The 12,486-nt window shown below is 31.8% G+C and carries 13 protein-coding genes and 1 pseudogene; 9 read left to right on the plus strand and 5 right to left on the minus strand.

Annotated elements, in window-relative coordinates; translation table 11 throughout:
- Nucleotides 1-293: pseudogene (locus MVE07_RS02625) on the plus strand (O-methyltransferase); the annotation flags it as partial.
- 1 nt (nucleotide 294) lies between these two features.
- Nucleotides 295-1,179, plus strand: coding sequence for a glycosyltransferase family 2 protein (locus MVE07_RS02630; RefSeq protein ID WP_297453588.1), 885 nt, complete (start codon nucleotides 295-297; stop codon nucleotides 1,177-1,179).
- Here MVE07_RS02630 and MVE07_RS02635 read toward each other — a convergent pair.
- The 3 genes from MVE07_RS02635 to rsmG all read right to left on the minus strand — a co-directional run bounded on the left by MVE07_RS02635 (nucleotide 1,165) and on the right by rsmG (nucleotide 3,646).
- A complete protein-coding gene (locus tag MVE07_RS02635) occupies nucleotides 1,165-1,917 on the minus strand; it encodes a glycosyltransferase family 2 protein (protein WP_297453591.1) in 753 nt (250 codons plus the stop codon). The genes MVE07_RS02630 and MVE07_RS02635 overlap by 15 nt on opposite strands.
- Nucleotides 1,918-1,949: 32 nt before the next feature.
- Complete coding sequence (gene moaA / locus MVE07_RS02640) at nucleotides 1,950-2,921, minus strand: GTP 3',8-cyclase MoaA (protein WP_297453593.1); 972 nt, start codon at nucleotides 2,919-2,921, stop codon at nucleotides 1,950-1,952.
- Nucleotides 2,922-3,040: 119 nt separating this feature from the next.
- Nucleotides 3,041-3,646 (minus strand): 16S rRNA (guanine(527)-N(7))-methyltransferase RsmG, encoded by a 606-nt coding sequence (gene rsmG, locus MVE07_RS02645; protein ID WP_297453595.1) that lies wholly within the window; start codon nucleotides 3,644-3,646, stop codon nucleotides 3,041-3,043.
- Nucleotides 3,647-3,709: 63 nt separating this feature from the next.
- Here rsmG and MVE07_RS02650 point away from each other — a divergent pair, with 63 nt between their 5' ends.
- The 7 genes from MVE07_RS02650 to MVE07_RS02680 all read left to right on the plus strand — a co-directional run bounded on the left by MVE07_RS02650 (nucleotide 3,710) and on the right by MVE07_RS02680 (nucleotide 11,082).
- Nucleotides 3,710-4,162, plus strand: coding sequence for a hypothetical protein (locus tag MVE07_RS02650; RefSeq protein WP_297453597.1), 453 nt, complete (start codon nucleotides 3,710-3,712; stop codon nucleotides 4,160-4,162).
- Nucleotides 4,155-5,474, plus strand: coding sequence for a sigma-54 dependent transcriptional regulator (locus tag MVE07_RS02655; RefSeq protein WP_297453599.1), 1,320 nt, complete (start codon nucleotides 4,155-4,157; stop codon nucleotides 5,472-5,474). Before MVE07_RS02650 ends, MVE07_RS02655 begins: the two co-directional genes overlap by 8 nt.
- Before the next feature lie 120 nt (nucleotides 5,475-5,594).
- Nucleotides 5,595-7,334: a hypothetical protein gene (locus tag MVE07_RS02660; protein ID WP_297453601.1), complete on the plus strand. Its 1,740-nt coding sequence runs from the start codon at nucleotides 5,595-5,597 to the stop codon at nucleotides 7,332-7,334.
- A gap of 82 nt (nucleotides 7,335-7,416) precedes the next feature.
- Nucleotides 7,417-8,412: a hypothetical protein gene (locus tag MVE07_RS02665; RefSeq protein ID WP_297453603.1), complete on the plus strand. Its 996-nt coding sequence runs from the start codon at nucleotides 7,417-7,419 to the stop codon at nucleotides 8,410-8,412.
- Nucleotides 8,412-8,837, plus strand: coding sequence for a hypothetical protein (locus MVE07_RS02670; protein ID WP_297453605.1), 426 nt, complete (start codon nucleotides 8,412-8,414; stop codon nucleotides 8,835-8,837). The genes MVE07_RS02665 and MVE07_RS02670 overlap by 1 nt, the downstream gene beginning before the upstream one ends.
- Nucleotides 8,834-9,160: a response regulator gene (locus tag MVE07_RS02675; protein WP_297453607.1), complete on the plus strand. Its 327-nt coding sequence runs from the start codon at nucleotides 8,834-8,836 to the stop codon at nucleotides 9,158-9,160. The genes MVE07_RS02670 and MVE07_RS02675 overlap by 4 nt, the downstream gene beginning before the upstream one ends.
- On the plus strand, nucleotides 9,157-11,082 hold the full coding sequence (locus MVE07_RS02680) for an ATP-binding protein (protein ID WP_297453609.1): 1,926 nt from the start codon (nucleotides 9,157-9,159) through the stop codon (nucleotides 11,080-11,082). The genes MVE07_RS02675 and MVE07_RS02680 overlap by 4 nt, the downstream gene beginning before the upstream one ends.
- On the opposite strand, the gene MVE07_RS02685 is transcribed toward MVE07_RS02680, so the two are convergent.
- Nucleotides 11,083-11,751 carry an N-glycosylase/DNA lyase gene (locus MVE07_RS02685; RefSeq protein ID WP_297453611.1) on the minus strand — a complete coding sequence of 223 codons (669 nt, stop codon included), beginning with the start codon at nucleotides 11,749-11,751 and terminating at the stop codon, nucleotides 11,083-11,085.
- On the minus strand, nucleotides 11,748-12,476 hold the full coding sequence (locus tag MVE07_RS02690) for a helix-turn-helix domain-containing protein (RefSeq protein ID WP_297453613.1): 729 nt from the start codon (nucleotides 12,474-12,476) through the stop codon (nucleotides 11,748-11,750). The genes MVE07_RS02685 and MVE07_RS02690 overlap by 4 nt, the downstream gene beginning before the upstream one ends.
- Nucleotides 12,477-12,486: the final 10 nt, after the last annotated feature.

Here is a 12,486-nt window from a genome sequence, read left to right on the forward strand (position 1 = left end):
AATTTAGAGTCGTAGATGCTACTGAAATAGGGCAGGAATACCAAAATATTGATATACTTTTTCTGGATTTAGAAAAGGCAAAATATATAGAAGCAATAAAAACTCTAGAAAAAAATCTTTCTCCAGATGGAATGGTGATAGCTGATAATGTTCTGTTCCAAGGAAAAGTATTGTTTGAACCACAGCATAAAAAGGCTAAAATATTAGACCAGTTTAACAAATATATGTTTGAAAATTATTTTTCGGTTATTCTTCCGATTAGAGATGGAATATTGGTCGGTATAAGGAGATAAAATGCCTCAAGTTAGTGTTGTAATTCCCGTTTATAATGGCGAAAAATATGTTGTTCAATCTATAAACTCCATATTAAATCAGACTTTTAAGGACACAGAGATTATTATTGTGAATGATGCCTCACAGGACAATTCGGAAAAAGTTATTTATGAGAATTTTGAAGACTTGATAGATAACGGAAAAATCAAATATACGAGAAATCAAAAAAATCAAGGAAGAAATATATCTGGGAATATTGGGGCTAAATTAGCTTCAGGAAATTATCTATTCTTTTTGGATGCCGATGATTTATGGAAAGAAAATCATATAGAAGAAATTCTAAAAATCTTTGAAAGTCAAAATCCAGATATAGTTTTTGCAAGGCCAAGAACGTTTATAGATGAAACAGGAAAGATAAAAAGAAAATCAAAAAGTAAAATCCCAGAAAATATTGATTACATTGTATTTTCTTCTAAAATTGGCTTTCCTTCGGCAACTGCTTTTAAAAAAAATACATTTATTTTTTATAACCCAGAGTATAAATTCCGTGAAGATATTGAACTTTTTTTTAGAGCAAGATTATCTGGCCAAAAAATTGTTATTGCGGACACAGATACAGTCCTCATAAGAGAGCATTCAGCTCCTACACGAATGAGTAAAAGTAGTAATTTTTATAAATATACATTAAAGCTTTATGAAGATTATAAAGACAAAATTCCTGTAAACTATAGGGGAAATTTTTATTTTCATATTTCTGAAGTGGCTTTTAAGTTTGGTGATTTTAAAACAGGATATAGCTTTTTATTTAAAGCACTTAAAGCAAAACCTTCTCTTATTTCTGATGGTAGATTTTTAATTACCTTTTTAAAAAGAGGCTTTAGAATAGATAGATTATTTTTTTCCTGATTTTTCTTTGATATATTTCTCATATAAAAATGCATATTTCATAAAGGCATACATACTTCCAGAAAGGGCAATGATTAACCCCCTTGTGCCGTCAAGGAAGCCTCTTTTAATAAAATAAAATTTAATAAAATATGCTATAGGATTTAAGATTAGATTATAGGCATGGAATTTTTTTCCCTGTGAATACATTAGGTCTGCTGATTGTTGGGCAAATCTAACTGTTTTATCAAATTGTTCTTTTAAACTCCTAAATGAATAGTGATATAAGTCCCCTTTAAGTTTACCTATGCTTCCTTTGCATATAGGTTTGGCGTGGACTTTTCTCTCATACTCAACCTTTCCTTTTTTAAAAAGTCTTAATCTCCATTCAGGATACCATGAGTAATTCAGGAATTTCCCAAGATAATATGTTCTTCTGTTTACCATATAACAATCTGCAGTAGGATTTTTTATTGCTTCTTGAATTGATTTTTTTAACTCTGGTGATACTTCCTCATCTGCATCAAGGACAAATAACCATGGCTGGCTTACCAGCTTTATTGCATAATCAACTTGGTCGCCATAGTTTTTCCATTCACGAAAAAATACTTTGGCACCGTATTTTTTGGCAATTTCAACTGTTTTATCAGTAGAACCTGAATCAACCAGTATTATTTCTGAGGCTAAATCAGATACACTTTTAAGAGCTCTTTCTATTCTGTCTTCTTCGTTCTTAGCAACAATAACTACAGAAAGCATAAAACCTCTTGCTTTTTTTCAAATAGTATATCCTATCCTCCTATACTTGTCATTATTCTTCTGCAATCTGAGAATGCATAGCCTGATTTTATGATTTTCTGATTTGAGATTTCCTTCTCAATAAGAACTTTTTTGATAAATCTGTCTAGTTCTTCATCTGTTCCATTTCTAATAACAGGTTTTGCATCTATCTCCTCATCTGTTCTGAGACATAGCTTTATATGTCCTTCTGCAGTTAGTCTTAGTTTAGAACATCCATCGCAGAAAGGATTTGACATAGGGGTGATAAATCCTATTTTTGTGTTTAACTTAGGCACTTTATAAACCCTTGCTGCACCGCTTCCTATGGAAATTGAAGGAATTAGCTTTCCATATTTCTCTTCTATTTTTTGTTTTATTTCATCAAGGGGTTTGACCTTTTCTTCTGACCAGTTTATAAGTTCTCCGCCTATTGGCATCATCTCAATAAATCTGACTTCTACTCCGTATTCTGCTCCAAACTCAACAAAATCCAATGCCTCATCTTCGTTTAAACCTTTTACAATAACTGCATTTACTTTTATGGGGTCGTATCCCAGTTCTTTTGAGACTTTTATGCCTTCAAGGACATCCTCAAGTTTGCCTTTTGTTATCTGATAAAATAGGTCTGGTTTTAGGCTGTCTATGGAAATATTCAGTCTATCTAAACCTGCTTTTCTAAGCTCTTCTGCATGTTTTGCAAGTGTAATTCCGTTTGTGGTGAGGGATATATCTTTTATTTCCGGAATTTCCCTTAGCATTCTAACCAGTTCTTCCAGTTGTGGTCTTACCAGAGGTTCGCCGCCGGTTATACGAACTTTTTTCAGGCCATATTTTGTCATTGCCTTTACAAGTCTGGCTATTTCTTCATATCTCAAGATTTCTTCATGGGGAACGAACTCTGAGTTGTCAGGACGACAGTAAAAACACTTAAGATTGCATTTATCTGTAACAGAAACCCTCAGGTATGTTATTTCCTGCAACATCTTTAATCTCCTTAACCGTTATTACTTTTAAGATATAACAAAAATTTCATTATTACAAGAAAGAAATAACGGTTTTTAATATGAAATTATTTTGAGGAGAAAGCATTGATATAGCTCAATCAGGATTTCTGGATAATTACGAACTTTCTCTCCGGTAGTCCTGCAAATTTCATAGATAGGGTATATGGCTTTAACTCTTCCTCAACTTTTTTGCCTTTCATAATAATCAGATAGCCATCTTCTTTTAACAGGTCTTTTCCCCATTTTAAAACATCAAAAACATCTCCTGTGGCACGGCTCAGAACGATATCAAATTTTTGGTCTATATTCTCTGCCCTGTCGCACAACACCTTATAATCCAGCTCAAGCTCCCTTCCAAGCATTTCCAGAAATATACATTTTTTCTGAACAGCCTCAATCAGATACATATCAATTTTATCCCCATAATATATCTTAATAGGAACTCCGGGAAATCCTCCACCTGAACCAAGGTCAGCTATTTTTTTACCTTCTACAGATATACCTGTCCTTTCAAAAACTTTAACAAGGGTAAAACTATCTAAAAAATGCTTTGTTATTATTTCCTCTTTTTTTCTTATTGATGTGAGATTATAAACCCTGTTCCATTTAGATAGTAATTCCAGATATTTCTCAAACTTCTTTAGCTGCTCTTCATTAAGATATATCCCGTTTTTTTCTGCCAACTCTTTTAGTTTTTGTATCATTTCCTTGCCTAATAACCTTTTTACATAATACTATATCAAGAAAATCCATTTACGAGGATAAACTTGGATAAAAATTTTAGATTAAATGCTTTAAAACATGAGATAAACAATTTGTTTTTTAAAATAGAGACTGCCTCAGAATTATTATCAGAAAATGAATTGTCAAATAAAGAAAGGCAGGAAGCGTTCAGAATATTAAAATCAAACATAGAATTGCTTAAAGTTCTTATTGATAATTTAATAGTTCTTGAAACGCTGAATAAAAAAGAAAAAATAGACCTTTACGACTTTTTTGAAAAGACTGTATCAAAAAGATACATTAATGGTTATCCCAATGCTTTGAAAAGGGCTTTGGAAAATTTAAAATTTTTAGGTGTTGATTTTTACATGGAAAATGATGTTCTGCAAATAAACAGAATACCGGAAGACAAAATTTCCGGATACTTGCTTTACTTAACAGAATATTTCTTTAAATTAAACTGTATAAAAATGATACAGAAGGAAAGTGATGATTAAGAGGAAAATACTAATTGTAGATGATGATAAGGATATTTTATCCCTTATGAGAATAAAGCTAAAAAATGAGAGTTTCCTGGTAAAAACTGAAAATTCTCCATTAAAAGCCCTTGATATAATTTCCAGTGAAGAAATAGACCTTATTATAGTCGACCAGCAAATGCCTGAAATAACAGGTTTAGAATTCATAGAAATAGTAAAAGAACAATATCCGGAAATGCCTATAATTCTTATGACAGCCTATGGTCAAATAGAAGACGCAGTTAAAGCAATAAAAATAGGAGCACTCCATTACATAACAAAACCTATAAATTATGAAGAGCTGAAACATGTAATTAATCAAGCCTTTGAGATAACTTCTCTCAAGGAAGAGATTAAAAATTTAAAAGATATTATTTCAGATGAAATTATCGTAGAAAGTAAAAAAATGAGAGATATTATTGAAACCGCAAAAAAAGTGGCACCTTTTGATGCTACTGTTTTAATAACAGGAGAAAGCGGGACAGGGAAAGAGGTAATAGCAAGATTCATTCATAAACATAGTAAGAGGGCAAAGAAATCTTTTATTGCAATAAATTGTGGAGCGATACCGGAAAATTTACTTGAGGCTGAGTTGTTTGGATACCAAAAAGGTGCATTTACAGGGGCAGATTTTGATAAAAAAGGTCTGATAGAAGAGGCCAATGGAGGGACATTATTCTTAGATGAGATTGGGGAGTTACCACTTAATTTGCAGGTTAAACTTTTAAGGGTTATTCAAGAGCAAGAAATAAAACCTCTTGGAAGCAATAAATCAAAGAAAATAAATGTTCGTTTTATAGCAGCTACTAACAAGAATTTGGAAAAACTTGTAAAAATAGGAGCATTTAGAGAAGACCTATATTACAGGTTAAATGTGATAAAAGTTAATATTCCTCCTTTACGAAAAAGGAAGGAAGATATAATTCCCCTTGCACAGTTTTTTATAAAAAAATATTCCCTGAAATATGGAATAAAGCCAAAAACTTTGTCTAAAAAGGCAGAAGAAGACCTATTGAATTATGATTGGCCTGGAAATGTTCGTGAACTTGAAAACACCATTGAGAGATTACTTTTAACAACCTCCGGAAATACCATTAGAAAAATTTTTAAAAAATCTTCAACGGTTGATAATCTGAAAAAATTTCGGGATGCAAAGGAAGAATTTGAAAAAAGGTATATAGAAAAACTGCTTGAGAAAACAAAAGGTAATATATCAAAGGCTTCACGAATTTCAGGGCTTACGAGAGCTCAGATATACAGATATATAAAGAAATATAATATCTCTTTCTAAACTGTATCAAAAAGATACATCTGTAAATCCTGAATTCAAGAAAGTCATTGAAAAACAATAAATTTTCATTTGGAACATCTCTTGCGTTAATTTTCCCAAAAAACTTACGGGAGGAAAGCTATGAAAAAAAAGCTCATGGCAGGGTGTATGGTTTTAATAGCTTCCATGTTCGTTTCCTGCGGAGGAGGCGGTGGTAGTGGAAGTGATTCTGGAAATGTAGTATTTAATGGAGAGGATGAACACAAACATAATACATATGATGGAGATAATGGTGGGGAAAATGATAACAATGGTGGGAATACCGGTGGTGGAAACACAACTCCGGCAACAGGAGATTATATCGTAGTTGCATGGAATGACCTTGGAATGCACTGTATAGATAAAGATTTTTCTGTTTTTTCTATTTTGCCTCCTTTTAATACGATTAATGCTCATGTAATTAGAAGAGGTCATGAACCTGAAAAACTTTCAGATACCTCTGTTAAAGTTTTTTATCAGGCTCAGGCTGATTCAGATGGCACTATAAACTCAACAAGCGTTGGAAAAACAAATTTCTGGGATTATGTTCAGAGCCTTTTTGGTGTTAATCTCCAGCCGGATGTGGGTTTAAAAGGTTTCCACATGGCGAGCACTATACCCTATAAGATGAGTTTTCTGAGTAAATATAACATATTCCAAGCAGAAGGAATACCGGCAACTCCCTATGATGATAACGGAACAAAAGATGAATATCCTCTTGTTAAAGTTGTTGCGCAAGATTTAAATGGGAATGTCCTTGCAGAGACTACAACAGTAATGCCTGTAAGTGATGAAATGACATGTATTGCCTGTCATGGTTCTAATTCAGGTAATACAGAGGCTTTACCTTCTCAACCTGTTAATGACCCGAATCCAGAAAAGGATTATCGCTGGAATATACTGAGAAAACACGATGAAAAACACAAAATCTCTCAAAATATGCTTAATCAGCTTGCAAATAAAGGATATTATTATCAATCTTCTTTAGAACAAACTGCAAGAAATGGAACACCTGTTTTATGTGCAGCCTGTCATAAATCAAATGCTTTACCGGGTTCAGGTATTAACGGTGTGCCTCCATTAACCCAGGCAATACACTCAAAACATGCCAGACCAGTAGCAAATACAGGAAAGACAGGAAGAAATGCCTGTTATATGTGTCACCCCGGTTCACAAACCCAGTGTCTAAGAGGCGCTATGGGTAATGCCCATGTTGAGTGTCAATATTGCCATGGAACAATGGCAGATGTTGGAAGTTCTTCAAGGGAAGGATGGTTTGATATGCCCAAATGTCAGCAATGTCATCAAGGAGGACATAGATACAAAACGGTTTTCCAAAACGACATAATAGGTGGTTCGTTAAGAACAGTTGTTGATAATAGATTTGCGACACAACCAGACACTCCTATACCTGGAAAATCCCTTTACAGATTCAGTAAAGGTCATGGAGGTCTTCAATGTGAAACTTGTCATGGTTCTCCACATGCAATATATCCTTCAAGCTTAGCAAAAGACAATGTTCAGATACAGGCACTTCAGGGATATAAAGGAACACTCAGAGAATGTGCAGTATGCCATAAAAATCAAGTTCCTTTAACTGCGGATGAAGGTCCTCACGGTATGCATACAATAGGACAGGCATGGGTAGATAAACACGGTGGATACGTGGAAAAGAACGGATACAATATGTGTAAAGCGTGCCACGGAACAAATCTAAGAGGCTCGGAACTTTCTGAAGTAAAAACCTCAAAATCCTTCAATACAGAATGGGGAACAAAAACTTTCAATACAGGACACGCAGTCAGCTGTTATGACTGCCATAATGGTCCTAATGGGGATTAAATTCACAGAGGGGCTTCCCACCTGCCCCTTTTTAGAAAAAAATATATAATTATCATTATTATCAATTTTATAAAAGACAGTAATGAAAAGATTTCTTTTTTTATTTTTGTTTTTTTATACGCTTGCCTATGCAGAAGATATTTCTTACAAATTTGGTAGAGGTTTAAATCTGGGTAGATATTTCTGGTTTGGTGGATATATATCTTTAAATTACTGGAAAAAAAATAGTAAACATTCTTTTAAGCTGGATGATCTGGCATTTTTAACCAGAATAAGTTTAAACAGATTTTCAATATTTTCCGAACTGGAAGCTGATGATGTATATGTATCCTCAAGCACGGAAAAAAATAGATACTGGCACATAGAACCTGAAATAGAAAGGCTTTATGTGAACTATTACTATAATGAATTTCTTAATTTTAAGATTGGTAGATTTTTAACACCCCTTGGTATATGGAATAAAATTCATATAGATGCTTTAAAATGGACAGCATCCGACCCTTTAGTCTCAACATTTTTTTTCCCAATGTTTACAACAGGTTTAAACCTGAATGGATATCTTCCTTTTCTGGAAAGCCTCAGATATGACTTTTTTATTCAAAAGGGAAAGGGTATAAATGCCTCTTATAACAACATAAAAACAGATGATATGGTTGGTTTCCAGTTGGAAAAAATATTTGATATAAACAAAAAGATAGGATTAAACGGTGTAATTCTTGATGCAGATAATGTAAATGAAAAATATAAATTTTTAGGTGTGTATGGAAAAACAAAATTGAAAAATTATTATCTATCTTCAGAGGTTTATTATGCAAATGAAAGGAAAAAGGGTAATGTCAGACACAAAGAACACGGGAAAATCACATACTATGTCCAGGTAGCAAGAAGAGTATTCAATAAAACATATTTCATTTTCAGGAAAGATGGACTTTATGATAGTTCGGATAAACATCGTGTGGATATATGGACTTTTACATTAAATTTTAAGCCTAGATTTAACATATCTATGAAAGCCGAGTATCAACTTTATGAAAGGAAAAATGACTACATAAGACTATCCTTTGCTTTGTTGTTCTGATGAGAAAATTAATTTTTATTTTTATCTTTTTAATATGGAGTAATAATTCTTACAGTGAAGAAATTACTATTTATGTAGTTTCGGGAAAGCAATCAGGCTTAAGGCTTAGTTGTAGAGATATTAAGTTCGCTTACCTGAAAGAAAAGATTTTTTCAAATAATATAAAAATTATCCCTGTAAATCTACCGGCAAATAACAAACTGAGAAAGCTATTTAACAGATATGTTCTAAAGATGGATGAAGATGAACTTAGTATTTACTGGAACCAAAGATATTATGAAGGGATTACTCCGCCTCTTGTTTTAAAATCAGAAAAAGCTATGAGAAATTTTCTAAAAAGCGTGAAAGGTTCCATAGGATACCTTACTAAAGAATATTTAGATAAAAGCTTAAAAATTTTATGTATTATCAGGGCAAAAAGATGAAAAAAGTTCTGATTATAGATGATGATGCACATAATAGGTTCTTACTTAAACTGATTCTTCAAAAGGAAAATTTATCTGTTGTAGAAGCAAAAACAGGGAAAGAAGGTATAGAAAAAGTCCTGAAAGAAAATCCAGACCTTATTTTACTTGATGTTATGATGCCTGATATTAATGGCTATGAAGTCTACAAGAAGATAAAAGACAAAAATATTCCTATTATTTTCCTAACAGCTTCAGAAGATAATGAAGAAGACGTAGACTATATTTTAAAACCCATTGATATAAACAGGCTGATAACAAAAATAAAAGAGAAATTAAGATGAGTATCAGAACAAAAATATTATTAGCATTGCTTTTTTTAGGGCTTCTACCTTACGGAATAACAGGATGTTTTATTTTTAGGTATGGTGAAAATCTCCTTAAAGAAAATATAAAAAATCAGCAAATACAAAATATAGAGCTTGTTAAGAAAAATATAGAAGACTACTTTTCTTCCATAAGTAAAAATCTCCTTTTCTGGTCAAAAGCTCAGATTATGGACGATATTGTTACAGGTGATATGGATAAAAGAATACAGATATTTTTAGACCAGATAAAAAGAAACTATAGGATAAAAGGCGATATATTTGTTGTGGATAAGAAAGGTAATGTTATTGCTTCTACCAGAGAAGGAAGTTTCGGAAAAAGTATTTCAAAGTATATAGAAAATAAAAATATTTCTATATCTTTTGATATATATGCGTCTTTTCACAAGGAAAAAATAGGGAAAATAATATACACCTTATCTCCTGAAAATTTGAAATATTTTCTTTTTTCCAGTTCTATAGCATCACTTTCTGTTTTTGACCCTAAAACAAATCAAAATATTGGGTTTATAAAAAATATTCCCCAAAAATATAACTATGAAAATGACAAATACCTTTATATTTTTGAGAAATTCAAAGAAAAACCTTTGAAAAACTGGTTTCTTGTATCTAGGATAAATAAAAATATAGCTTTCTTCCCTTTAAAAAAGGTTGAAAATTTCTTTTTCCTTGTGTTTTTTAGTGGTTTTGGATTAATAGTCTTTCTTGCTTTTTATCTATCAAAAAAGCTTGTAAATCCTATGAAAAAAATTGCTAATACAATGGAAGATGTTGTAAGAACCAAAAACTATTCAAAGAGGTTTTTTTATCATGGAGATGACGAAATAGCCATTTTATCAAAAGCATTTAACTATATGCTTTCAGAAATAGAAAAAGCCCTAAATACTATAAAAGAGGAAAATAGAAAAAGACTTGAACTTTTTAGTAATCTTATTGAAATTTTCAGTAAAATTACAACTTTGCAAAATGAAAAAGAAGTGCTTAATGTTGCTGTTGAGGAACTAAAGAAATTTTTCAGTGATACAAAAGTAAGTTTTTTAGAAAAAGAAAAACCATTTTCAGTAAAAATTGAAACGGAAAAGGTTAAAGGTTATCTTGTTTTTGAAACAAAAAGAAAAATTTCCGAAGAAGAAAAGAAGTTTTTTGTATCAATAGGAAATCTTATAGGTTTACTTATAGAAAAAGTAGAACTTTTGAATAAATCTCAGGAAGCCTCAAAGGCAAAATCAGCGTTTATATCAAATATGTCTCATGAACTGAGGACTCCGTTAAATAGCATAATAGGATTTTCCCAATTTTTAAAAATGGAAGAAAAGGACAAAACTAAAAAGGAAGCATTAAATAGTATAGAAACTTCAGGAAAACATCTCCTTGAAATAATAAATGATATTCTTGAGTATGCAAAAATAGAAGCCGGTGCCGTAAAAATAAATAAAGAAAAATTTAATGTAAAAGAACTATTTGAAGAAATTAAACAGATAATAAAACCTCTATCAGATGGGAAGAATCTTGAGCTTGTTTTTCCGGATAGGAATATTGAAGTCTATACTGATAAAAAACTATTAAAACAGGTTTTGATTAACCTACTTTCTAATGCTGTCAAATTTACAGAGAAAGGAAGTATAAAGGTTTCCGTCTGGACAGAAGGAAATAAAGTGTTTTTTTCTGTAAAGGATACAGGAATAGGTATTAGGGAGGAGGACATTCCAAAAATATTTAAAAATTTTACCCAGCTTGAAAATCCTTTACAGAAGAAATATAAGGGAACAGGTCTTGGACTTGCTATTACCAAGGAATATGTCTATCTGTTAGGTGGAGAAATAAAAGTTAAAAGCGAAGGTATAGGAAAAGGTTCAGAGTTTATTTTTTATATTTCTTAGTTACTTCAAAACTTTACCTGTTTTGATGTAAAAGATATACAGGTCAAGTTCTGCCTGGGTTAGACCCATATCTGCGGCAATTTTTTCAAGGGCTTCCTCGCATTCAAGATAAACTTTTTTGGTTATAGTTTTTCTTGGCTGGACAAGGCCTTTTTCAAACAAAAATCTGGATATATGCCTGTCTATAATAGCAACATCATCAAATCCTATATTTCTTAAAAAATGGCTGGCCTCTTTGTATCCATAACCGTATATGGCTTTTACCAGTTTTTCTCTTGCTTCTTTGCCATTTTTTTCTTTTGCAATCTCAAGTAAAAAATCTTCCTGACTTCTGAGTTTTATAATTCTTTCTGCCCTTTGGGCTGCAAACCTATGTCCTTTTTTTCTGATAATCTCAAATAATTTTTCAAAAGGATACTCTTTAAATCCTTCAATACCTACTTCCTTTTGGATTTTTATTCCCATTACTGCAGAAGAATTAGCAGTCAAAATACAAAAACAAGCCTCTGAGAATATATCAGCCTGGTAAGGTTCAATATCTACAAAAGGTCTAAAATCAAATGTTGTTAGATTTTTTTCTTTCAGGTTTTTAAATTCTGATATTCTTTGATTAACGTATTTTTCTACTTCCTGTTTTGCTTTTTCTATTTCTTCTTTAGCAGGTATCAACTTTCTTCCTGTGCCAGATTGTATCCATTATAGAAGACTCCTTCGTTATCAACAAAAAGATTATGGATTATTTTTTGATTAAGGGCAACTTTTCTGTTATCAAAGATAATAACAAGATTATTCGCATTCCCTATAGTTTCAAATTTAATCTTTTTATTGAATTTTAGTTTTATAGATTGACCTTTTCTTAGTTTTATTACTTTTTCTTTACCGTCTATATAGGCTGTAATCCACACATAATTTTTTGCTTTCAGGTGGATGTTTTTAATATTTTTTATATTTCTATCAGGATTTTTCTGTGGTTTGGCGTTTTCCTCAGGGGTTGAATTTAGAAGGGATAAAAATGATGCAAAATTGTCTTCATCTTTTTCTTTAAATGAAAATGACAGGGCTGTGAATAAAACAAGTATTAATGCTCCAAAAACACCTTTAAAGAATTTAAGAAAGGAACTTTTTGGCTGATATTCTACTATTTCTTCCCTTTCTTTTTTTGGTTCTTCCGGTGAGATTTCCCTTGAAAGCTCCTCATCTATACCAAAATAGTTCAAAAGGACTTTCATCTGGAAATAGGCGTATGGTTCTTTTTTAAGGTAATTTTCATCTTCTTCTAATCTTCTTATGATGTCAACAGGTAGTTTCGTGATTTTGTGAAGGTCTTTTCTGGATAGACCTCTCTTTTCCCTCTCATCTTTGCAAATTTTAGATGCTTGAATGAGGTCAATCAATATTTTAAAC

This window comes from Persephonella sp., from assembly GCF_027023985.1.
GTDB lineage: Bacteria > Aquificota > Aquificia > Aquificales > Hydrogenothermaceae > Persephonella_A.